Below are 22643 nucleotides of genomic sequence, written 5' to 3' on the forward strand. Positions count from 1 at the left end.
AAAGTGAGATAGTTGGAAATTCTAACTACTCCTACCACTAAAAAGACTTTTTGTCATTTGTAAGCATTTGTCTTTGATGGTTCTCGTGATGAATACGATTTTCATATTCTATTAGAGTCTGATTATATACTTCTAAGGTTTTAGTTGCAGTACTTGCCCAGTTAATATCCTTAACTACCTCCAATCCTTTCTTTGAGTACTTCATTGCTGTTTGTTTATTATTTAACAGTAAAATTATTGCCCGAGCTAATTCCTCTATGTTATTTGGAGAAACTAGAATTCCATTTTGTCCATCTTTCACTATCTCTACTAAACCACCCACTGCTGATACTATTAGAGGAGTACCTTCAGCCATTGCCTCTAAAGCTACCATAGGAAAGTTATCTGTTAAACTAGGTACTACGTGTACAGAAGAAGTATTTAATATCTCTCTAACCTCACTTGGTGATTTATAACCTGTAAATTCAACAAAGGGTTCGAGGTTTAGTCTTTTTACTAAATACTCTAACTCTTCCTTAGCATTTCCATCTCCTATAATCTTTAATTTTAGATCTGTACCTGAGTCAATCATGTCAAGAACCTTTGCAAAAGCTGATATTAATATATGACAACCTTTAATAGGAATTAATCTACCACAGAAAGTTATTATTTTCCTTTTTTGAAAATTTCCTTTCTCTTTTGGTAACATTTTATTGCTAAAATTACTACTTACACCATTGTGTATAACCTGGACACTAGTGCTTATCTTACCGAACCTAGGCTCTAATTGTTCTTTCATCCATGAGCTTACTGCAATAATTGAATTTGAGTTATTCAGTATGTATCTTCTATTAGAATCAACTATATTAAAAACAGTTGTAGAGAGGGCATGTAATGTTGTTACCATAGGTATATTAAACAACCTCTTTACAATAACTGATATGTAAGCATTATAGGCATCATGCACATGCAATATATCAAACTTTTTACACGTTTTAAGGTAATTGAATACCATTGGAAATATTTCTAAACTCATTGCGGCAAATTTAAAAGGATGTATTTCAGAACGGTACTTATTGTAGTCAAAATCCTCTATATCAGGAAAATTAACTTTAAATTCACTAGGGAATGTTACAACCGTAAGATTTTCTGAGGAGATAACCTTAAGTTCATCCGGATTAAGAGTAGATCTGTCTAATCTAATAACTAGGACTGTAACCTTGCACCCTTGTTCTATCAAATTTGAAGTGAGTTCCTTTACATGACTCCCAATCCCTCCTACACTAGGCGGATAATCTGGAGTTATCATTAATACATTCATTCCAAGCCCCTCCCTTTGAAAGTTATAATTGTTAGGTTATGTTTGTTAAAGGTGACAGAAGATGTTTGCTGTAAACTCTTAACCACAGTTTACGAACACTAAGATATAACTGAGTGCTTTCTTATATTTTCGAGTCATTTTGTTTTACTAATTTATTTATAATCAAGGGTAGAGTTAGTACTCTATAATCTATGAAAATCAAATTTCTATTTTTCCATAGATCAATCTTTAATAGATAGCTATTCTTATAAAACGGTTATTTAAGATGTTAAACTTTCTTTTTGACAAAGAATCCAATTTAAGTAATCGACTATTCCATCATATAATGTCTTCTTGGGAGCCCATTCTAGTAGCTGTTTAGCTTTATCAATTGAAACTAACGTTCCAAGAAAATCGCCTTCTCTTGATGGAATATATTCAATAACGGTATGCGGACCCAATATCTCTTTAATAGTTTCAGCAATTTTATTAATAGAGATGGCTTCTTGTCCTGCAATATTTATAATTTGATTTTGAGCATTTTCGGACAGTGCTGCCACACATCCAGTTGCAAGATCCTCTACATATATAAAGTTACGGAACTGAAGCCCAGATCCATGAATTTGAATAGGTTTTCCATTTAAAGCATTTTTCAAGAAATTGTAGAACACTGTACCATTTCTTGATCGAGGTCCATAAGGAATACCAAACCTAAGTATTGTAAAGTTCACCTCTGTTCCTTTACAGTAATTTTCACATAATACTTCTCCGATATATTTTGTAGAAGTATATATATGTGTCATGTTTTTAATATTTATTGGAGATGTTTCATCAACAAGAATTCTATTGGCAATAGTTTCTGCCTCAAAAGCACTATATACCCACTCAGTACTAGCATAGATAATTCTTGGAACTCTATTTTTACTTAATGCCTCTAGTACATTAGCAGTCCCCTTAATATTTACCTCTACAGTTCGCGGTTTATCCTTTATAGCTATATTTACATCAGAAACCGCAGCCAGATGATATAAGACGTCAATGTTTTTAATGTTATTTAAGCAACAATCTAAATTGAGGATATCTGTGTGGACAAACCTAACACCATCATTGTTTGGGTTTACATAATCAAATACAATAACCTCATGTCCCCCTTTTATTAACATATCGACTATATGTGAACCAATAAACCCTGCCCCACCTGTAACACCAACTCGCATCTAATCACTCCTAATTAATTTAATTTATGATAGCAACCTTATGCCATTTTAAGCACACTGTTGATAGCATCACATACATGTTGCACTTCGGCCTCTGACATATCTGCAGATACTGGAAGGCAAATATGTCTATTTGTAAATGATTCAGTCCCTGGGAACTCTATTGAATCTATTTTTGTTATCGGTTGTCTATGACAAGGAACCTTATACACTTCTCCTCCACATAGTACACCTCTGTCTTTAAGCTTTGATTTAAAACTCTCTCTATCAATTCCTTCTTCCAAAATAAAGAACACCTTGTACCAATTAGTCGAACCTTCTTCAACCGGGGAAACAAATTTTATTCTTTCATTACAAATTTCCGACTTATATGTAAGTGCTACCTTATTTCGAGCATCAATAAAATTTGAAAGTCTTTTGAGTTGAAAATAACCAAGTATTGCATGCAATTCACTCATTCGCCAGTTTGAACCAAATCTTACGTGCAGATTGTTTGAAAAATCCAACTTTCCTTGATCACGATAAATTTCAAATTCACTATGTAAATTCTTATGTTTTGTAACTACTATTCCTCCTTCACCACTAGTTATAACCTTTGTTGGATAAAGTGAGAATGTACCAATATCACCAAATGTTCCTGCTTGAATATCTTTAAGAGAAGCACCTATAGCATGAGCAGCATCTTCAATCAGTAAAAGATTGTTTTTCTTGCAATAGTCTCTAATAGATAGGATTTCAGGAACTATTATTCCTCCTATATGAACTACAACAACTGCTCTTGTATTAGAATTATGCAACCTTTTAATCTCATCAAGAGTAATACAACCAAAATGAGGGTCACAGTCTGCATAACGTACTATTGCGCCATTTCGTTTAAAGGATATTGGAGTAGCAATAAACGTATTTGAAGGAATAATTACTTCTTTTGATTTTAATTCCAAACTTAGACATGCTATTTCTAAGGCACTTGATCCACTAGAAACAGCAGATACATATTGACTTGCTAATAGTTCCTTTAATTCATTCTCAAATCTTTGTGTGAAGCCCCCTAATGTCAATCTTCCGCTAGAGAAAACTTCTTTAAGATCTTCAAAAATTAATTCTTGATCTTCCATGGGAATTACAACTTTTGTAGGATTTACTTTCATACACTTAATCTCCATTCAATAAAATTAGTTTTAGGGATGTACATAAATCTTTTTTACTTCTTATGTATCGTAATGCCTCCTTACATGTTTAATGGAATATGAATTTTCCATTTTTTAATACAAAATTAAAAAATACATTAAATACCAATACATTGATTAAAATTCTGTTTTTTTGTATATGAGATACTTCCTAACAATAGAGGAGACTCTTAAGAGGTATTAGACTCCTTGCCATAGCCAAGATTATCTATAACTACTACATCATGACCTCTTTAATGTAAGGCATAATTTTTTAAAGGCATCATCTCCTACTGGTTGTATACATTTGCATAATGATATCCTCAATTTTAGGTTCTTTAATCGTAAGATTCTGAATTGTCATTATATCTGCCAATTTCTTAATAATTATTGCTATTTCCGTATCATCATGTACACGAAACCAGATGTTACCATTCTCCACTTTTTCTATATCGGGCCCCTGCCACGTTTCTTTGTTCCAATCTTTAGCTTCTACTACAATGTAGCGGTGCTCTCCAAAAGACTGAATCATTTCCTGTGAACTGCCATCAAAGTGTACTTTTCCTTTATTTATAAAAATGACTCTACTGCATAGGCGTTCAATATCATCGAGATTGTGAGTAGTTAGGATGATAGTGACTTTCTTTTCCTTATTTATTCTTTTTAGGAAATTTTGAATTTTTTCTTTAGCAACTAAATCAAGACCAATTGTAGGTTCATCAAGGAAAAGGATATCTGGATCATGTAACAATGCAGCTGTTATATCACCTCTCATCCGTTGTCCAAGACTTAACTGTCTTACTGGTGTTTTTAAAAAGCTTTCCATATCTAATAGCTCTGTAAATAAGTTTAAATTAGCCTTAAATCTCTCAGATGGAATATTGTAGATCTTACCTAGGAGTTTAAAGGATTCAATAAGTGGTAAGTCCCACCAGAGCTGTGTCCTCTGTCCAAACACTACTCCAATATTCCTTGAATGCACTTTTCTTTGTTTATATGGTTCTATTCCATTAACCAACACTTTTCCATTGGTGGGTACTAAAACTCCCGAAAGAATTTTGATGGTAGTTGACTTACCAGCTCCATTTGGCCCTATGTAACCCACAAACTCACCTTTTTCAATAGAGAAACTAACATTATCTACAACTCTTTTAACTGATCCACCTTGAGTAAATAATCTTTTTAAAAGACGAAAAGAGCCTTGTGTGTTGCCATGAACCCTAAATTCACGTATTAATTGATCCACTTCTATAACAGGCATTAAGATCCAGCTCCTTTGTAATTGTTTATTGCTTTTATCCACAAAGTATAAGTAATAAATGACATCAGAATTGCAACAATAGGTGAGGCATAAATAAGGTAACTAGAGAATGGTGCATCCTGGACATCTCCAAAGAATAGGTAAGAAGGATAGAAGTTAATAAAAGCAATCGGTATAACAAAAGTTAGTATTGATTGAATCCAATTTCCATATATAGTTAAGGGAAAACGTGTAAATTGTTCAAAGAAACTACGAACAATTGTCCTAAGACTAGTACTTTGTAAAGTCCAAAATGAAGTACATCCAATTATTGTATAAATAGACCATTCTATTACCAAGCCACTGACTACAACTATAAATAAGTTAATCAATTTAAGTGAATTCCAATCCGTGATATGATTAAAACATATAAAAAATCCTATTAACCCTGCAATGAAATCACCAATACCGGCAATTTCAAAACGGGAAGTAAAAAATTGAAACAATGTACTTAGTGGTCTTAAGAAATAACGATCAAATTCACCATTCTTTATTATGTTGTCAATTTCCCAAATTTGCCGAAAAAACATGACAAAAATTGAGTGGGGTACTAACCATAAAGAGAATATAAAAACCATTTCATAAAATCCGTATCCTTCTATTCGTGGTACCCGCTCTGTAATAATCCAGGAAAACATTATATTTGCGATTCCTAACAATATTACGCTTAGGATTCCAATAATGAAATTAAACGGATAAATAGATTTAGAACGTAGGTTAGCAACTTGAAGATGCCAATAAAGTTTAATGTAGTAAAACATATTTTATCCTCCTACAGTAAGCAACTGCTTCTCAGACCACTTTATTAATAAGGATCCTATAAAAATTAATAAGACTATCCATATTCCTTGAAATAGTAGATTATAAAGAATTTCACCTTCCTGTATTTTGCCAATATAAATTGATAATGGGATATAATACATTCCTTGGAAAGGTAGCACAGTTAGTACTCTTTCTATGTAATCAGGGAAAAACCATAGTGGAACGAAAGAACCTGAGCACAATTGTACTAAAGTAATTACAATTAGATTAAAACCCCATATTTCTGTAAATAAGAAAGATAATAAACCAAGTATAAAATCTATGTAAAACGCAATAATTATAGATAATAGCAAACTGATTATGAAATAAAATAGTTTCCATATGCCAGGAAAATTAATAGGTGAAAATAAAAAGATAGCAATGCTGATAGGAAAAATAACATAAATTAAAGAGAAAGAAACAAAACCCAGAGCCCTACTTAAATTCATTAGTTGAAAATTCCAGGGCTTCTGTAAATCAAGAATAATGTCACCAGTCTTTACCCTAGAAGAAATATATGAAGAGATTGGAAATATAAATAAACGAGAAACTATCACTGAGACAGTTGCATATGTTGCCATATCCTTGAGAGATACCCCTAAAGAATCATCTAAATTAGGCTTATTATCATATATAGCTACCCAGATTTCTCTCATAGCAACTACCATTAGTATGGAAGTTATTACTCTTAGAAAAACATCTAATCGGTAAACTTGTATGTTCTTATAAGTTGTAAAAGAATACCAGATGTATTTGTCCATATCTTACCCCCAAAAGTTATGTTTTTTTGTGAAAAACAGCATATGATGTAGTTTTAACGATTATTTTAAAAGAAGAAATAAAAGATAACTAAGTCATCCATAGAAAGTGAATTATCCTCAATCTATAAAACTCTAAATATATTTCTCCTTATATAAAGGTGAATCTAATGAGATGTATTATTACCCTTGGGCATTTTTCACCGACACTTGTGTCGTAAAAATCATGAAAAGATTTCTTTAACACCCCACTACCTCTATTTAAACTCTTTAGAGAGCTTGTTATTACATTGAGTTGTGTATTTTTTGAAAGGTAACTAGAGTACCTGCCTGTATGAAATAATTACTTGTTATTCTGAAAAAGAAGGGGACTATATTTCTAATTTAATCATTACTAACATTCACATTATTTTTAAAATTGTATCCAGATATTTAAGAGTCTGTGTGTTGATAAATTAAATAATTCTATACACAGAACTATAAATTTAATTCTGCTGACTTCAATATCCTAAGCGAATGATAGGGTAATTATCTTACTAACAATCAAGCCTAGTTAGTAAACTATAGGGGTTGGTATCCCATGCTTCATATGGAACAAAACATTTTTGTCTCATAGCGTCAAGTGTACGAGATTTCATATGAGGTCGTGTAATATACTGATCAATATTACTCTCATCTAGTCTAATGAAAGAACCCTCTTTAATTTCTTTAGGTTGAATACGCAGCTTTCCACCAACATATTCTGCATAAAAACCTACGGATAAAAGACTTTTTGTTACATTGTAATAAACACCAGTTATTCCAACTGGTCGTATAACTATACCGGTCTCTTCAAGTAACTCCCTGCTTACAGCCTCACTTAAAGACTCCCCTTCTTCAACTTGCCCCCCTGGAAGTTCCCATGTATCTGAACGCCAGTGTGTTTTAACCAACAGTACCTCATCTTTACTATTGGTTAAGTACGCAAAGACAGAAACAATATGCTTTGGATAAGATGGAATTATTGCCAATAAAAACTCTCCTCTATCTAAATAGTCTACGGTAAATATATTTCCCGATAGTCCCTAGTCTTTAGACTAGGATTTAAAATTGTGTCACCAAAAAAATGAGGATGCGATCAAACTTCCCTTTTAACAAACGTATGTTCCAAATATAAGTATAGACATTTTTTACTACCATAATAAAAAGGAGATTGTATGCTTAATGACGTTCGTTCTCATGATTCTTATCTACACTTTTTTGGTTTCACAACTAGACAAATTCTATAAGAACAAACCACTTTTGAGCTTATGAATATGCATTATCAAACTGGAAACTAGTGTGGATCAATAACCTTTTATGACTTTTTTTACACCACTGGCTAGCATCATCCCCACATTTTTCTAACCGAAAGAGAAGAAAGTTATAAACAATAGGCACATGATCAACTTCAGATTCAAGGTTTATTTGGTATGCATTTTGAATTGACTTTAGAAATTCTTTTTGTCGCTCACATTACTATTCTTCATTGATTTTCTTCCTCATTGTATTCACTTTGCAATCGGTTACAAAAATAGTAGTAGTGTCATCATTACCAGTTAAGTTGATAGTGATAGTGTTGTCATTACCAGTTAAGATGATTATACCACTATTTTCTATTTATGGAAGTTTTTTTCGATAATTCTGAAATTTATTCTTACCTTTCTTATACTACTATCACTCTTTTCTTAAATTAGAAAAATGTAATTTTCTTCCATTAATATAACTATTTCTTGATTTTTATTTAAAATCTCTTTAGTGAATTTTGTCTAGTTTCGTCTGAAATCGATGAAATAGTTATTAGTTTTAACTGACTTTTAAGTTATATACCTCATCTCTTTTTGAGTATTTAATAAAAAGAGGTTCCATTTCAATTTCTATATCTACAATATATCGAGTATTTGTGCTGGTTATTCTTGATCACATTTACTTTCGTCCTATTATCAGCGCTACTTGCTTATAAATCAATAGCTTTCATTTTTTGTGCTTTATACTAGTCTTCTTTTTATACATAGAATTCAAACAAGACTGGTCTTCTAAAGTCAGTTACATTCATCTGTAATCTAGGCGTAGAACTATTTCGTGTATGATTTTATCAGCTTGTACTGTAAGCCCTCATTTTTAAATGCTTGAGAAACTTTATAATAGTCATCTACTTTTAACGCTGTATAACTTTTAAATAGCTTTATCTTTATTTACAACAGTATCGTTTTATCTTGAACAAGTAACATAAAAGTTTATCAAATAAAGAGTGTTTTATTATCTTTCAGGTGGAAATATATTTTCCCCCAAGTTCAAGTGTAACAAAAGTCACTTGTATATTATTTCATTCGCATTCCTTCGTTCCATTATTCCTGTGTTTCTTACAATCAATTCATATTTAAACCGAAATTTTTAGGGCTTTAAGTCGGAAATGCATTATTCTTATAAAAAATTCCCACAATTTACTGAAAATTCAAAATATATTACACTAAGAACATCAAAGCTTTGTTTTTTTCTAAAACCAAAAATATGTTATTTATTGTGTGCACTAAATAATTTAAGGGGGCTATACATGTAAAAAATCTTATATAAGCGATAATAGTTTTTTATACCGAAATCTATAAGAAATACAATTTATGAATCAAATGGAGGAAAAACTTATGAAAAAAAGGCATATTCTTGCTTCATTATTAAGTTTAGCTTTTTTATTGCCATCATCCAGTACATATGCAGAGGAAACAACCCCATTAATAATAGGAGGAGAAGAGATAGATGGGTCAGCAATTGACAACAAATATCCACTTTGGGCAGAAATTAGTTCTGAAGACTTAGCGACTATTCAAAATGATTATCAACAGGGTATGGAAGTAAATGACCCAAATGCTGTTGAGAGTCAAGCGTTACAAACTGATAGATTCACCCTCTATAATTCAAAGAGTGTTAGCCAAGGCTCTGGAAAAATTGATGGAGATGTAAAAATTGAGTTAAATTGGTGGAATCATAGGGCTTCTGGAACAATTACTACTACACGAACTTCAGGATCTGGTAATACCAAAACTAACTTTAGAGTCGTAGGATATGGGGTTGTAGGAAGTGGAGGTCTTGGAAAAACCGTGGATGAAAGTGTGTCTTCAGGCGTAAAGAGTTCATATATAGCAACATTATACCTAGACACAAGGTTTGAAGGTAATGTTGCTATATATAATATTTACTCTACTGGTTATATATATTTCTCAAGCTCTACACTATCAATTCCTGCAAAAATGACAAAGCAATAAATTCCAAAAATCTCACAAATAAAAGAGATATGTCATATCTCTTTTATTGTGAGATGGCATACTTATTTAAATAGAAAGTGGAAAAAATGATGTCTCATTATAAAATTTTTTCAAAATCAGTACTATTATTTTTAACCGTTTTTACTTTATCCGCCTGTAGTATTAAATCTTTTGTAATTAATGATGAAAAAATAAAAATTCCAAAAGATACTGCAAAAAAAATTGAAAATACTATTGAACACGTTTACTTTGAAGAGGATATAATAGCTGGGTGTATAAATCCTTATACAAAAAAGCCAGATTTGATATTTACGTATGCGTGCATATCAGTAAACAATACTATATTACATAATAAAGTGAAAATAAATGAAAAGAAGATACAAAAATACTTATTATTAAAGCTAAATATTATAATAAAAAACAAAAAAACCACAGAAAATCTTGAAGAAGAAAAGTATCTGTTTTCATTGATTAAGCAATATAATTTGTCTTTGAATTCTGAAATTCGTAAAGAAGTTCTATCGATTTTAGATGAACATTTAAAAGAAATAGATCATACTAAAGAGAATTATAGTTTTCAATATAAAACTTTTATTCATTATAATTATTTAATGATATTGACCCAATTTAAAAATGAGTACATTTCTTCAGAAAATAAAAAGAGAATTATGGAAAATTTACAAAAAGCGGAAGAAAATGCAGTTAAAGAAGATAAATTTGTAATGAGGGCACTATTCCTTAGATGGGAGATCCGTTACTTGTCTAATAATACAAAATCTGTTGATGTCAATTATATTATCAGCGACGTAAAAAAGTTAGAAAATAAAGATGGTGGGTATAGAGCCCATCCAAACCTTGAAAAAACAAATAGTAGTGATTTACTCTCTACTAGAATGGGATTAGAAATTTTGTCAGAATATAATAACTTTAATGAGCAAGATTTAGATAAAATACAAAAATACTTATTAAAAGCGGAAAGAGAAATCGAAAATACGAATAACATTGATCTAGTAAAAATTGGTGAATTTATTAAGATATTAAAATTAAAAACACAAAAGAGGTGAGTACCTTATGAATATTGCTTGGCCAGGAGTAATTATGTTTATAGTGAGTATAGGAATTTTAGCATTGATGATATGGAGGATAAGGCATAAGTTTTTCTCAAAAAGTAAATAACAAGTTACTTTTTGCCAATCCAAAACGAACATAAGCTAGATAGTCTTTTTGCATCCTTATAGAATTTTCCTGTTTAGGGTCCCGGTAGCAAAACGCGGAAAACATACGCTAAGCAAATTTCGACATAAAGAAAGCCGAGTTTTCCTACTCTAAGAAAATTCGGCTTTCTTTATTATTTTATTAAAGGTCTCAACGAACTCAATTTAGTAGTTTTGTTAATATCAAATGAGTACTCTCCAAGGAAATTGATGTGCTCCCAACCTAAAGGGGAGATATGTTGCATTAATTCCTCTTTGAATAGCCCGTTATCCTTTAAAACAGTAGTAGCTTCTGTTAAGTAAACAGTATTCCAAACGTTAATAGCGTTTATTAGGATATTCAGAGCGCTTGCTCGCTGAAGTTGTTCTTGAAGGCCTCGCTCTCTTAATTCACCTCTTTTACCAAAAAATATAGCCCGAGCAAGACCATTCATCGCTTCTCCTTTATTTAATCCTTTTTGAACCCTACGTCGTCACGGTTGCTGGTATTTTTACCGGGATTTACGGCATAGAAAACAACCTCTTTTTCGCACCAATCCTGACGGAAAGTCGCCTTTTTAAATGCACTTTTTAATAGATTAAATAAAAATGTATGGTTTTCATTGGTCTCCGAATTTTTGCGCGGTTTTTCTTATTCAGTTTCTTAAGTAGTTTCTTCAATTATAGCAATTTTTGTTACTCGGGTTATTTGGTGAAAGGATTTTGTCGAATGCTGTAATAAATACTTTAATTATTTATTAATTGTATGATTATTAGCATAAAAATAACCCGACTTAACAATATTGAGGTATTTAATAATTGTCTTTATAATCAGAATTGAGGGAAAATAGTATGATTTTCAATTTCCTTATTACTACATTTAAAAGGTATTAAAAAAGTGATAACAGATAAAGTGAATCGTACATTGTGTTAAAAACTAATCATGAGTGAGGGGAATTAATTATGAGTGATCATAAATTAAAATTTTTAACTAAACTGGGAGTTGGAACATTATCTGCTGCTATAATAGCTGGAGGGATTTTACCGGGTGTTGGACATGCTCAGAGTACTAATAATCAAATTAGTAGTATAGCAAAAACATATTCCCAAAATTTAAATGAAGATAGTACTTCTGATGATTTGATGAATGTACTAAAAAGTCTTGAAGTATCTACTTTAACAGATTCTTGGTCGGATTCTGATAAAATAGAACTGTTAGAAGATATTTTGAGTGAGGTACCAGAAGATGTATTAGAACAATATCAGATAGATAAAATGGTTGAAATTAATGGGGTTTTATCTAATGACTTATATGTTAATTCTGAGATAGCTCAAACAATTAAACTAAATGATGGTTCAGTTGTTGCTCTGTCTTCAACAGATGAGGAAGATGGAGATTCGGGTTCTGTTGAAAGTATTATTCCAGCAAAACAAGGTAAAAGTGCAGGTTCTATTGAGATGGGCCCATATATTTCGGAAACTAAAGCATATGGCAATAGGCTTTACACAGCTTGGGTAAAACTTAAAAGTTTAGGTGTTACCGTCGCCACTTTAAAATTGGGTAATCATTATTCTGTAGGTACATATGGCTTAAAAATGCGTTATGCCGATGTGGCAGGAACAAACGGGTCTGCTTTATCAGATGTATCCGCTACGGCAGAAGTTACTGATCCAAAAGCAGAGCAAGTCGGGTATGATATGAATGCTAAAGGTACTTATAAATTAACTGGTTATCTTAATAATGGGTACATAAGTCTTGTGAGTACCATTAAACTTATATCATGGAATAAAACAAACGAATCTGTATATGTTCAACAATCATATAAATATACGGACTAAACTTATAACGATGGAGGTAAAAAAATGAGTGTATCTGTGTCACCTTGGTATTTAATTTTTGGTGTAATAAAGATTATTTTAATAATAGGGGCTATACCTGCTATAGTTTATGTACTTTATTTGTTACGTAAAATTGCAAATAAATAAGAAATTATTAGTATATTGATAGAGAAGACGATTAGATTGTAAGACTAAACGATGAAGAATTTAATTCTGGATGTAAAAGCCTTCCTTTTGTGCTTTCGTGTCTTACTTTTCATAAACATCATTTGTTGAATCTTTAATCTTGTTTATACTTATATGTATATTTACTGAAGTCGAGGCTGTTTTCTCTTTAATTAATTCTAAAATAATATTATTATTCAATAATAGTTATTCTATTATGCCCTTTAAGTTTCTTTAACATTCTTGAACATAATTTAGGTTCATTTTTCACTTATACACAATTTAGGGTTATGTACGGGATGCCTATATTCCAAAAGTTAAACCAATAAATTTCCTATTTAAATTTAATGCTGCTTGTCCTATTGAACCTGATCCCATAAAGCAATCTAATACCGACTTACCTTCATTAGTATGAATTGCAATTAGTTCTTCGAGAACAGTAACTGGATTTCTTATGGTTCCTTCTTTCTTTACATGTCGTTCCCCATACCCAGAGAGAGGACAATACTCTATTCACTAAAAGACATATATGATTTACAAGGTAAAGTAATAAAATCGAATTTTTTCAGTTACTATATTAAAAATAATTACAACCTCTACAAAGATAAGTACTGGCAGTCCATTATGAGGACAAATGCTTTAGAAAAGATAAGACAGAAATTTCTAGGATAAAGCTGATTAGATTAAAGGATATTTAATGAGATTTATTTTGAAATTTTATGTAATAATTTGGTTTAATTTATAACTCCACCGGTTTTTAATCGGTGGAGTTATATTATGTAACAAACTCCTGAACCTTTAAAAAATAATCTAGCGGAGAAGTGTTTTCAAAAACATCCACTCTAAATACAGAAAATGAACTTATCAGTGTCAATTATACAGGTGCCGTGAATCAAAGTATCTCATATGTGTATGACAACGCTGGTAATATTACGGGTGAAACGACGTCAAATGGAACATCCTCGTATCAATACGATGAAAATAATCAGTTGACTAATGAGACCTTGCCAGATGATACTACTAATAGTTACATCTATGACGCTGTTGGAAATCGCACATCTGACACTTGCAATGGGGTAACAGACACTTTTACCTATAATAATGCCAATCAAATTTCAACAAAAAATGGTGTTTCATATTCTTATGATAGTGACGGAAATCTGACTCACGACGAAAATTTCAAATATGAATACAACGTTCTTGGGCAGCAAACCCGAATTTTGACACTCCAAGGTGTGGAAGTCGCTCATTATGAATATGACGAGAACAATTTACGTACGAAGAAAATCATTGGAAATGAAACACATGAATACTACTATGAGTCTAATAATCTTTCTTTAGAAGTTATTCGTAATGAGAATGGTATTAAGCAGTACAGATATTATCAATGGGATTCTATAGGATTACCGTTCGGCATGGTTAAGTGAAACTGGACAGATGGCGCAGGACAATCCAATTCGTTATGCAGGGTATTATTATGATTCTGAAACGAAGCATTATTACTTACAGGCACGATACTATAATCCTGAAAATGGTAATTTTTTAGCATTGGATCCTGTTCCTGGAGCTTTAAGTAATCCGATATCACAAAATGGATATACTTATGCTAGCAATAATCCTTTGATGTTTGTCGACCCAACAGCGTTAGTTACACAAGCATCAGTATTAATTTTAATTTTTCTTGCCAATGTATAGCAGGTGAGAGGAATTTCCAAGAATATAAGGATCGGTTGCTTTTTCTTTAATTAAATTTATAATTTTTTCTACCTCTTCTTCACCTTTTTCTCTCCAGTAATTCCAACTATCATTGTTTAAAATAGCTCCTACATTTGAACCAATTAAATCCAAAGTTTCAAATCCTTGAGTTTCCATAAAAGGATTGATGTCCTCAATATTAAAATAATATGCTCCTGTAAAACGCCCCTCATCTGAATGATTGAAACAACCAGATTGTGAAAACTGATGAATAGTGTCCATATTATCGTTTGGTTTCCAATTATTTGGAGATAAGAGAGATGTAAATATATGCCTGATCCTTGGCATAAAAGCAACAAATACAAGTCCGTTCTTTTTAGTTACTCTATTTAATTCTTGAATAGCCATAATACGGTCATTTTCTTCCTGTAAATGATACATCGGACCAAGCATTAATGATGCATCAAACTGTTCATCATTGAGCATGTTAAGCTCTCTCGCATCAGCCGTATAAAAACCATCGAATTGCCCGTCTAATTGAAAGTCTTGAGTTTTGTTTTTAGCAATCTCAACTAATTTAGGTGTTAAATCAGTTAATGTTACTCTATATCCATCTTTAGCAAGCTCCATTGAGTATTTTCCAGGTCCAGCTCCATTATCAAGTATATATCCTGTTTCAGGTAAATATTTCTTTATAAAGTGCCAATTCACTTGGAACTCGATTGGTTCACGTTCAAGCCTTCCCCACTCATCAAATTGATTATAGTAACTTATTATTTTGCTCATTAAATTCACCTATTTTCATTTTTTCAATACTAATTCTACATAAATCACATACTATCCTTTACATCACTACATTTTTTATTAAATCAATTTAATTCATTTCTAGTTTACATATATGTTTATAGGAAACTTGAATAAAAAGTACTTGTCTACATATGTTATTAATGGAGGTGTAGGAATGAAAAAAATATTTCTAGTTTCAATCTTAACAATTTTCATCGGTATATCTGCCTTTTGGGGTGTAACCCATGCAAGCAATAATGAAGTAATAAAGGTTTCATCAATGAAGTTTTCAACGTTAGACAAAGTAAATAACCAATTATACGGAAACTTTGTACTAGATCTTTATCGAAAAGAAATAATGAACCATATCGAAGATTTTTATAAAAACAAAAATGAAAAAGTCCAAGGTTATGCTGCTCCAGAAGATGAAAAGTATGTTTCTATACGAGCAACAAGAAATTTAAAAGGTTTAGAGGACAAATATAGTTATGTATTAAAAATTACAATACGTCCAGTTGATCAAAAGGGAAACATCCGTGGTTTAGACACATTATATTTAGCTGTTGAACCATCAAGGGTAAACACGAATAATCTTCCTAAAGGTCTTGCAAAAACGAAGTTATTAAAATATGAGCATAAAGAAGTAGAAAAGCAATAGTATTAATTAGTTTTTATAGCTCATTTAAATTTGGAGTAAAAAAAGGGTGAAAAACACTTAATGTTTTCACCCCTTTTTTCTTATAAAAACGTTTTTTATTGATATACATCTGCTCGTATTGAACTATCACTATATCTAGGTGTTCCAACTCTGAAATAAAACTCTGCTAATCCATTATCACCATCTGCCGTTGCACCATATATATATGTACAACTATTACCAGTCATGGTTTTATCAGCTAATTTTGTTAGACCTGTAGCACCATCATCTTCATAGGCTTGTAGTGTATAATAGTTACTGCCGTTATCCACTCCACTTATACATACTTGAATAGTTCCTGTCGCAAGGTAATATGTCTGAGAACTTTCCCATACACCATATGACAAGCTCAAAAAATCATATCCTTGCCAAGACATTGCTGCTGCTGCCTGCTGAGGTATAGATACAGCTATCGTAGCTACTGTAAGTAGGCTAAAAATGGCATTTTTTATTTTTCTCATTATGATTCTCCTTTTTCAACCTTTTTTAAGATCCTAGTATATTGGCTCATTAAATGGAAAATCCTGTTAATAAAAAAGGGATTAGAACAAATAAATATCGACAAAATCTATGAATATTAAATTCATTTCTTGTTTACATAATGGACCTTAACGGCAACAAAAAAAGGATCTTCGAATTTGGTCTTACCCCTGTCAAGTAGACACTTAAATAAAAGGTACATTATCTAAGCAGCCTTAGCCCTATATTCTATAGGGCTAAGGTTATTTAACTTTTTCTGAAAGCGTTTATTGTTGTAAAACTTAATATATTTTTTTACTGCTATTTTAACCTCTTGTGAAGTCTCAAAATGATAACGGTAAAAACATTCAGTTTTAAAGTGACTAAAAAAACTTTCCATACATGCGTTATCTAAACAATTTCCCTTTCTAGACATGCTTCCTTTAATATTGTATCTGTTTAAAAGTTGGTTATATCTTATTGAAGTGTACTGGAACCCTTGATCACTATGTATTATGAGACCTCTTATATCCCTATTTTTTATAGCTTCTTTTAAAGTATCAGCCACTAACTTTAGGTCATTTCTTTCACTTATTTTATAAGCGACAATCTCATTATTATATAGGTCCAATATAGAAGATAAATAGATTTTCTTTCCGTTAAAAAGTAAGTAGGTAATATCTGTTACCCATTTTTCATTTGGACGTTTAGCTGAAAATTCTCTATTTAAATAGTTTTTTGAAAGGACAAACTTTTCTTTGCGTCCAAAGTGTTTCCATTTCTTTTTTCGTATCTTAGCTTGTATCTTATTTGATCTCATCAAACGATATATTTTCTTATGATTCACTTTTAGACCGTATACTTTACTCAGCCAAGTTTTAACTCTTGGATAGCCATAACTCCAATTAATATCTGGATCTTGTTGGCATTCAATAATTTTTTTCACTATTGATTGATCTTCTAAATCTTTTTTTGTAGGGCTACTCTGACGTGTTACCCATTTGTAGTACCCACTCTTTGAAACACCTGCTATCTTACATAAAATGACAACTGTAAATTGATTCTTAAGCTCATGAATTATACTGTATTCTATTGATTTTTCTTTTCCTGTATCATCCTCCTTTTCGCAGCTAAGAGCTTTTTTAAATAAGCGTTCTCTGCTTCTAATCGGTTGATTTTTTCAGCATCATTTTCATCATCTCTTTTGACTTTCCTTCTAAATAAACTGTCTGATTTTCCTCTTTTTTCTTCTAATCCTTGGATTCCTTCACTTTTGTAATGAGTTATCCATCTTTGAATGGTCGTATATCCTATATCTAGTTCTTTAGCTATTGTTCTAATCCCCATATCCTTTTCAAAGTACAAATTTATAGCTTTCAACTTAGTTTCTTTAGAATAAGTTTTTCTAATTTTCCCCATAAAAAAATCCCCTCCATAATAGACAGTACGATCCTTTTTTTTGACTGTCTACTATAAGGGGATAATAACAAATTAGATGATCCTTTTTTGTTATATAATGATATTTTTAACAAAACTTATTTATCATTTGATTTTTTAGATCTTGAAATAAATCTATTAACTAATGTTATACTGGAACCAAAAATTAAAATTATGAGAGAAATCAAATTATTACTTATTTTACCATTAAGGAAAATGAATATAAGTGCTCCACTAATAAAGAGAAAGATTATAAGTAATATGTCTGATTTTTTCATTGTTATACCCCTTAATTTGATTGATATTTAATCCAAGTAGGTACATACCCTATTCCTGAAGAAATAGGTATTTTATTTACACGAATTATAACACCGTGAGGGACATTAGAAATAAGATACCCAGCTACTCCCAATGCACCAGCAACCGCCAGTCCAACTTTGTATGGAAGTTTTAATTTATCTGCAATCTTATTTGCTGTTGCTATTACCCCTGATCCGAGTGCATTTACTACGGTTTTACTAAGGTAAACCTTATATCCCCACCAGTAAGATTGTACTTTAGTAACACCATCTATATAACCTTTTACTGATTCATCAACAGTATATGTTAAACTTCCATCACCTACTGAGACAGAGGTACCAGGGCCAGGACTATAATAAAGAGAACTATTTAGCTCATTAGCATCTTCTATATTTTGTTGAACTAATTGTAACTCATTATCAGTAAGAATTTCAGATAAAGCGTCAGAATCATTTACAGAAAACTGACCAGTAAAGTCCATATTTATGTATGGGGATACTTTTTCAATTAATTCCTCATCTACCTCAGGAAAAGAAGCAATTTCTGCATCAGATACTGCACTTTCACCGTTTTCATAAACTGCGACAATTCCCACAGAAACGCCATTTAAAGTTCGAAAGTCTTTTGTTTCATCAAAGAATGAAGCAGCGTATGAATTATAATAAATCCCAGAAAGATCCTGAGGTAATTCTGCTCCTGTTCCATCTAAATGAAGTTGGTATCTACCACTGTTAATTTCATCATTTGTTGGCCAAATACCTTTATTTTGGGATGTCCAAGATGTTGCGTTGCCAACATCAAAGTATTCATAATCTAATCCATTAAATATCGCTACTTTATAACCTATTGCATTTGGAACACTATTCCAAGAAACATTGATGTACCCTGTATTACTTCCATCGTTATTCTTAGTAACTTGTAGTACTGGTTTTTCAGGACTTTCAAGACTAAGATCTACACTTCTTGAAATCTTAGAAATTGAACTAGACTTTGAATTGATCGTTTCAGCATATGATAATGATGGAATAGCAGTACCTACCATTGCAGCTGATAAAACAACAGGTAATGTTTTTTTTAAAGCTTTTTTCATAATAATTCCTCCCTTTCTAATAGATTTAATTGTTATATTTATTGTTACTCCTGTTGACTAACAGCTTAAGTATCTTTTAATTCAAACTATTGGTCAATTGGGTTAATTATCCCCCACAGTATTAAATATTCGAGTTTTAAACGACAATAAACTACATAATTAAATAGGTTAAATTGGGTTAATTTTGTAAAAAAAAAGGAACTTTCTACTGGGAAGTTCCTTTTTTGCTAGTTATTAAATTAGCACATACTCTGGTTAAATATTGGTTAAAATAAATAAAAAATGGAGGTACTTTTATGAAATTAATTAAATATATTTTAATAATATTTATTAGCTTATTAAGTTTAAATCACCATTCATATGCAACAAAAAAAACTACTACAGAAGAAAAATTCTATAATACTTTGCAATACGGTAAATTTGAATCTGCTTTACATAAATTTGAAACAGAAAATAATATAAAAATTAGCACACCTAAAAAATTTCCATTTGAAGTTACTCATAAATTTGGAAAAATTAATGATGGTACCGGTTATAACAGATTTTTGGATTTATATTATTACAATGAAAATACAAAAGAGTGGATAACAACTATTATTATCAATGGAAATAGAGAAATTCAAAAAATACCAACTGACCAAAATATAAAAGTAGATAACTTAAATGTAATGTATAGAAAGAGAAATGATGGGAATCTTACTGCTCAAATTGAGTTTCATAAAGAGAACCTAACATATGTAATATTAGTATCAAATAAAGTTAATAATTTCCAAAAAAACGATGTAGTTAATATTGTTAAATCAATAAAATAAGCACACAAAGTGTGCTTATTTTATTGGCGAGTATAATCAGCTTTACCCTCACCTTCACATTGGTAACTAGGGTCATTACCAAAACAAAGAGCTCGAACCTTATAAGATCCAGTTTTTGTAGCTCTCCAAGAAATAGCTCTTCCATCACCAAATGGACCTGCGTTAATCGTTGTACCAGGTACGACTAAACCAGTCGAATTATCAATTAGATAAAATCTCATGTTAAATTTGCTATCTGGGAATGTAGTACCATTAATTAAAACGTTAGCTCCATATGGAATGGTCATGTCAGGAGAATAACCTGCTGAATCACCGTATGCAAGTTGAACAGCAACACATACAGAGCTTGAATCTGAACAATTGTATGAATATTTTTGAGTAGAAACACCATCTGTACTAGCAGCATAACTAGTACTTTGACGAGAAGCGACAGCGAAAATAAGAATTAAACAAGTTAATAGAACTTTTTTAATCATTTTTTAACCTCCGTTATCTTGATATCCAAGTATTTCTACCAAATATTGGAAATACCTGTTAATTCTACAAAAATTAGACTAAATAATTATCGACAATTTCTATGAATAAAGTATGCAAATTTAGTTTACATAATGGAGGATTTAAATGAAGAAAATTTAAAAATGTAGTTAAAGACTAGCCAATCATGGCTAGTCTGTTTTTGTAGTTCTTTTTATGAATAACATATACATATCTAGTTTACAGAAATAAGCTTATCGGCAATAGCAAAAGGATCGCCCTTCAAAGGACGATCCTTTTTACGTACAATATCGTACAAAAAAATTAATCAAAAAGAAAACATCTTTATAATAAATTGTTATTTCATAATTTGTCATAGGAGAACTTTCCTGATTTTTAAAATTATTTTGTCAAATAAGAAGGTAAAATGGCGCAAAATGTGAAAATTAATACCAAGGTAAAATTTTCCAAAAACAAAACAAGGGAGTTCTTATTGTATGAAAATCAAAAAAATACTTTCAATGGCATTAGTATCTGGTTTAGTTTTAGGACTTACGGGGTTTAATAGTACTGCAAGTGCTGATTCAGAGGTGGTACAAAAGATTAATTTAAAACCTGAAAAAAATAGTGAAACACCGTTTGATAGTGTTACTTATACTAAGGATGGTACTGAAGAGAAATATGTAATAAAAGGAAGCAAAAAAGCTGATGGAATCATAAAGGAATATAACGTAAGGATAGATAAAGAAAATAAGACATATAAGGTTGAGAAGGTAGCTAATCCTATTGTGGAAAAAGATAGTAATTCTGAACCTACTGGAGTAATGCCACTAGCAGCTGGTACATATCATACAGCTTGGGTTAAAGCAAAGACGGTTGATTTACCAACAGTAGATTTATGTTATACAAAATTAACTGCAAATTGGGCAGACTATGGCTCCGATATTTCATTTGTTAGTCAAGATTTAGCAACCTGGGCTGCTAACCCATCTACAGCAAAAACTAATTGGTTCTTATCTAGTAAGCATTTATATACTGCTAAACCTAATAGTGATTATTCAAAAATTACTTATTCAGCTGATGCTTTTTATTATAACTACGACTTTTTGCTTCCTAATGTAAGAACTGACCTTCATCATGATATTTTTATTACTGCGAATAATAATGGAACATATACCTATGATGTAAATTGGGTACCTTCTGGAGAATTTAATAACGCATTATTTTTAACTGTAACAACTAGCTAAAAAATGAAAAAAAGAGATACTTAGTAAATAAGTTCTCTTTTTTTATTACTACATAATCAATGAAGAATAATATATCACTACGAGATATTAAGTTCTAATTACTTCTTTTTTTTTTGTAAAAAGCAAGAATGAATGGTATTAATGGTACAAATCCAAGTAGTCTGATCGAATCTCCAGCTCCTACAAAATAAAGCATTGGAAGTAAAAATAATGCACTCATATTTAGCGCTTTCCAAGAATTTTTCCATAATCCATAAATGAAAAAAAACAAACCAACTATGATCAATGTCCAAAAGATAATTCCTGGTAATATAAAATCCATATTCTCACCTCGCGTTTATAATAATATCTATGTCTATTATTATATGTTTTTTTCAATAGTTCTTTTTCTGTAAAGTTATTATGCAAAATTCATTTAGATTAAAATACAATAACTTGTTTATTAAGCGAAGCATTTATAAATGTTTTTAAACTACCTCATACTTATATTCTATAATTTTCCAATTAATCCTTTACGACCCACATTTACTTTGTACGTGATTCATAAGTATATCCAATTTTATTTCATTGAATATCCTATACAACTCTAGTTTACATAATGGACCTTATAGGTAACAAAAAAAGGATCTTCAAAAGAATGATCCTACATT

The 22643-nt window shown here is 31.0% G+C and carries 24 protein-coding genes and 1 pseudogene; 9 read left to right on the top strand and 16 right to left on the bottom strand.

Features of this window, described 5'->3' with window-relative positions:
* Positions 1-37 precede the first annotated feature (37 nt).
* The 7 genes from BM319_RS20880 to BM319_RS20910 all read right to left on the bottom strand — a co-directional run bounded on the left by BM319_RS20880 (position 38) and on the right by BM319_RS20910 (position 7525).
* On the bottom strand, positions 38-1300 hold the full coding sequence (locus BM319_RS20880; RefSeq protein WP_025568851.1) for a glycosyltransferase family 4 protein: 1263 nt from the start codon (positions 1298-1300) through the stop codon (positions 38-40).
* A 260-nt stretch (positions 1301-1560) separates the two neighbouring features.
* Complete coding sequence (locus BM319_RS20885; protein ID WP_025568850.1) at positions 1561-2496, bottom strand: NAD-dependent epimerase/dehydratase family protein; 936 nt, start codon at positions 2494-2496, stop codon at positions 1561-1563.
* A 38-nt stretch (positions 2497-2534) separates the two neighbouring features.
* Positions 2535-3644, bottom strand: coding sequence for a DegT/DnrJ/EryC1/StrS family aminotransferase (locus tag BM319_RS20890; protein ID WP_025568849.1), 1110 nt, complete (start codon positions 3642-3644; stop codon positions 2535-2537).
* A gap of 301 nt (positions 3645-3945) precedes the next feature.
* Positions 3946-4923, bottom strand: coding sequence for an ABC transporter ATP-binding protein (locus BM319_RS20895; protein WP_091024511.1), 978 nt, complete (start codon positions 4921-4923; stop codon positions 3946-3948).
* Entirely contained in the window at positions 4923-5723 is an 801-nt protein-coding gene (locus tag BM319_RS20900) for an ABC transporter permease (RefSeq protein ID WP_091024514.1), read from the bottom strand. Before BM319_RS20900 ends, BM319_RS20895 begins: the two co-directional genes overlap by 1 nt.
* Positions 5724-5726: 3 nt before the next feature.
* Positions 5727-6524 carry an ABC transporter permease gene (locus BM319_RS20905; protein WP_091024518.1) on the bottom strand — a complete coding sequence of 266 codons (798 nt, stop codon included), beginning with the start codon at positions 6522-6524 and terminating at the stop codon, positions 5727-5729.
* Between the two features lie 533 nt (positions 6525-7057).
* On the bottom strand, positions 7058-7525 hold the full coding sequence (locus BM319_RS20910; RefSeq protein WP_502686169.1) for an NUDIX hydrolase: 468 nt from the start codon (positions 7523-7525) through the stop codon (positions 7058-7060).
* Between the two features lie 1656 nt (positions 7526-9181).
* Here BM319_RS20910 and BM319_RS20915 point away from each other — a divergent pair.
* Together BM319_RS20915 and BM319_RS20920 are read left to right on the top strand one after the other, a co-directional pair.
* Positions 9182-9799 (top strand): hypothetical protein, encoded by a 618-nt coding sequence (locus BM319_RS20915; RefSeq protein ID WP_091024523.1) that lies wholly within the window; start codon positions 9182-9184, stop codon positions 9797-9799.
* A gap of 89 nt (positions 9800-9888) precedes the next feature.
* On the top strand, positions 9889-10863 hold the full coding sequence (locus BM319_RS20920; protein WP_091024525.1) for a hypothetical protein: 975 nt from the start codon (positions 9889-9891) through the stop codon (positions 10861-10863).
* A 284-nt stretch (positions 10864-11147) separates the two neighbouring features.
* On the opposite strand, the pseudogene BM319_RS20925 reads toward BM319_RS20920, so the two are convergent.
* Positions 11148-11486: pseudogene (locus tag BM319_RS20925) on the bottom strand (Tn3 family transposase); the annotation flags it as partial.
* A 469-nt stretch (positions 11487-11955) separates the two neighbouring features.
* On the opposite strand from BM319_RS20925, the gene BM319_RS20930 reads away from it, so the two are divergent.
* Together BM319_RS20930 and BM319_RS25165 are read left to right on the top strand one after the other, a co-directional pair.
* A complete protein-coding gene (locus tag BM319_RS20930; RefSeq protein ID WP_091024527.1) occupies positions 11956-12831 on the top strand; it encodes a hypothetical protein in 876 nt (291 codons plus the stop codon).
* 24 nt (positions 12832-12855) lie between these two features.
* Positions 12856-12978: a hypothetical protein gene (locus BM319_RS25165; protein WP_286143863.1), complete on the top strand. Its 123-nt coding sequence runs from the start codon at positions 12856-12858 to the stop codon at positions 12976-12978.
* Between the two features lie 321 nt (positions 12979-13299).
* On the opposite strand, the gene BM319_RS20935 is transcribed toward BM319_RS25165, so the two are convergent.
* Entirely contained in the window at positions 13300-13509 is a 210-nt protein-coding gene (locus BM319_RS20935; RefSeq protein ID WP_091024559.1) for a DNA methyltransferase, read from the bottom strand.
* A gap of 308 nt (positions 13510-13817) precedes the next feature.
* Between BM319_RS20935 and BM319_RS20940 the strand changes: the two genes are divergently transcribed.
* Complete coding sequence (locus BM319_RS20940; RefSeq protein WP_091024529.1) at positions 13818-14423, top strand: RHS repeat protein; 606 nt, start codon at positions 13818-13820, stop codon at positions 14421-14423.
* A 10-nt stretch (positions 14424-14433) separates the two neighbouring features.
* Positions 14434-14691, top strand: coding sequence for an RHS repeat-associated core domain-containing protein (locus BM319_RS20945; RefSeq protein WP_091024530.1), 258 nt, complete (start codon positions 14434-14436; stop codon positions 14689-14691).
* Here BM319_RS20945 and BM319_RS20950 read toward each other — a convergent pair.
* Positions 14668-15477 carry a class I SAM-dependent methyltransferase gene (locus BM319_RS20950; protein WP_091024531.1) on the bottom strand — a complete coding sequence of 270 codons (810 nt, stop codon included), beginning with the start codon at positions 15475-15477 and terminating at the stop codon, positions 14668-14670. The genes BM319_RS20945 and BM319_RS20950 overlap by 24 nt on opposite strands.
* 175 nt (positions 15478-15652) lie before the next feature.
* On the opposite strand from BM319_RS20950, the gene BM319_RS20955 reads away from it, so the two are divergent.
* Positions 15653-16135: a hypothetical protein gene (locus tag BM319_RS20955; protein ID WP_091024533.1), complete on the top strand. Its 483-nt coding sequence runs from the start codon at positions 15653-15655 to the stop codon at positions 16133-16135.
* A gap of 95 nt (positions 16136-16230) precedes the next feature.
* Here BM319_RS20955 and BM319_RS20960 read toward each other — a convergent pair whose 3' ends face one another.
* The 4 genes from BM319_RS20960 to BM319_RS20980 all read right to left on the bottom strand — a co-directional run bounded on the left by BM319_RS20960 (position 16231) and on the right by BM319_RS20980 (position 19460).
* Complete coding sequence (locus tag BM319_RS20960; protein WP_139226552.1) at positions 16231-16551, bottom strand: YndA family protein; 321 nt, start codon at positions 16549-16551, stop codon at positions 16231-16233.
* A 308-nt stretch (positions 16552-16859) separates the two neighbouring features.
* Positions 16860-17801, bottom strand: coding sequence for an IS3 family transposase (locus tag BM319_RS20965; RefSeq protein ID WP_139226553.1), 942 nt, complete (start codon positions 17799-17801; stop codon positions 16860-16862).
* Complete coding sequence (locus BM319_RS20970; protein WP_091024537.1) at positions 17723-18052, bottom strand: transposase; 330 nt, start codon at positions 18050-18052, stop codon at positions 17723-17725. The genes BM319_RS20965 and BM319_RS20970 overlap by 79 nt, the downstream gene beginning before the upstream one ends.
* A 307-nt stretch (positions 18053-18359) precedes the next feature.
* Entirely contained in the window at positions 18360-19460 is a 1101-nt protein-coding gene (locus BM319_RS20980; protein ID WP_091024542.1) for a hypothetical protein, read from the bottom strand.
* Positions 19461-19756: 296 nt separating this feature from the next.
* Here BM319_RS20980 and BM319_RS20985 point away from each other — a divergent pair, with 296 nt between their 5' ends.
* On the top strand, positions 19757-20272 hold the full coding sequence (locus BM319_RS20985; RefSeq protein WP_091024544.1) for a hypothetical protein: 516 nt from the start codon (positions 19757-19759) through the stop codon (positions 20270-20272).
* Between the two features lie 20 nt (positions 20273-20292).
* Here the strand turns inward: BM319_RS20985 and BM319_RS20990 are convergent, their stop codons facing one another.
* Positions 20293-20748 carry a hypothetical protein gene (locus tag BM319_RS20990; RefSeq protein WP_091024546.1) on the bottom strand — a complete coding sequence of 152 codons (456 nt, stop codon included), beginning with the start codon at positions 20746-20748 and terminating at the stop codon, positions 20293-20295.
* Between the two features lie 495 nt (positions 20749-21243).
* Between BM319_RS20990 and BM319_RS20995 the strand changes: the two genes are divergently transcribed.
* Positions 21244-21993, top strand: a complete 750-nt coding sequence (locus tag BM319_RS20995; protein WP_091024549.1) for a hypothetical protein — start codon at positions 21244-21246, stop codon at positions 21991-21993.
* Between the two features lie 94 nt (positions 21994-22087).
* Here BM319_RS20995 and BM319_RS21000 read toward each other — a convergent pair whose 3' ends face one another.
* Positions 22088-22315, bottom strand: coding sequence for a hypothetical protein (locus BM319_RS21000; RefSeq protein ID WP_091024551.1), 228 nt, complete (start codon positions 22313-22315; stop codon positions 22088-22090).
* Positions 22316-22643: the final 328 nt, after the last annotated feature.

It is taken from the genome of Bacillus sp. UNCCL81 (assembly GCF_900112535.1).
In the GTDB taxonomy this organism is placed as follows: Bacteria; Bacillota; Bacilli; order Bacillales; family Bacillaceae_G; genus Gottfriedia; species Gottfriedia luciferensis_B.

Coding starts and splice junctions, on each gene's coding strand:
- BM319_RS20880 (WP_025568851.1), bottom strand. CDS start 1,300: ATGAATGTATTAATGATAACTCCAGATTATCCGCCTAGTGTAGGAGGG.
- BM319_RS20885 (WP_025568850.1), bottom strand. CDS start 2,496: ATGCGAGTTGGTGTTACAGGTGGGGCAGGGTTTATTGGTTCACATATA.
- BM319_RS20890 (WP_025568849.1), bottom strand. CDS start 3,644: ATGAAAGTAAATCCTACAAAAGTTGTAATTCCCATGGAAGATCAAGAA.
- BM319_RS20895 (WP_091024511.1), bottom strand. CDS start 4,923: ATGCCTGTTATAGAAGTGGATCAATTAATACGTGAATTTAGGGTTCAT.
- BM319_RS20900 (WP_091024514.1), bottom strand. CDS start 5,723: ATGTTTTACTACATTAAACTTTATTGGCATCTTCAAGTTGCTAACCTA.
- BM319_RS20905 (WP_091024518.1), bottom strand. CDS start 6,524: ATGGACAAATACATCTGGTATTCTTTTACAACTTATAAGAACATACAA.
- BM319_RS20915 (WP_091024523.1), top strand. CDS start 9,182: ATGAAAAAAAGGCATATTCTTGCTTCATTATTAAGTTTAGCTTTTTTA.
- BM319_RS20920 (WP_091024525.1), top strand. CDS start 9,889: ATGTCTCATTATAAAATTTTTTCAAAATCAGTACTATTATTTTTAACC.
- BM319_RS20930 (WP_091024527.1), top strand. CDS start 11,956: ATGAGTGATCATAAATTAAAATTTTTAACTAAACTGGGAGTTGGAACA.
- BM319_RS25165 (WP_286143863.1), top strand. CDS start 12,856: ATGAGTGTATCTGTGTCACCTTGGTATTTAATTTTTGGTGTAATAAAG.
- BM319_RS20945 (WP_091024530.1), top strand. CDS start 14,434: ATGGCGCAGGACAATCCAATTCGTTATGCAGGGTATTATTATGATTCT.
- BM319_RS20950 (WP_091024531.1), bottom strand. CDS start 15,477: ATGAGCAAAATAATAAGTTACTATAATCAATTTGATGAGTGGGGAAGG.
- BM319_RS20955 (WP_091024533.1), top strand. CDS start 15,653: ATGAAAAAAATATTTCTAGTTTCAATCTTAACAATTTTCATCGGTATA.
- BM319_RS20960 (WP_139226552.1), bottom strand. CDS start 16,551: ATGTCTTGGCAAGGATATGATTTTTTGAGCTTGTCATATGGTGTATGG.
- BM319_RS20970 (WP_091024537.1), bottom strand. CDS start 18,052: ATGGGGAAAATTAGAAAAACTTATTCTAAAGAAACTAAGTTGAAAGCT.
- BM319_RS20980 (WP_091024542.1), bottom strand. CDS start 19,460: ATGAAAAAAGCTTTAAAAAAAACATTACCTGTTGTTTTATCAGCTGCA.
- BM319_RS20985 (WP_091024544.1), top strand. CDS start 19,757: ATGAAATTAATTAAATATATTTTAATAATATTTATTAGCTTATTAAGT.
- BM319_RS20990 (WP_091024546.1), bottom strand. CDS start 20,748: ATGATTAAAAAAGTTCTATTAACTTGTTTAATTCTTATTTTCGCTGTC.
- BM319_RS20995 (WP_091024549.1), top strand. CDS start 21,244: ATGAAAATCAAAAAAATACTTTCAATGGCATTAGTATCTGGTTTAGTT.
- BM319_RS21000 (WP_091024551.1), bottom strand. CDS start 22,315: ATGGATTTTATATTACCAGGAATTATCTTTTGGACATTGATCATAGTT.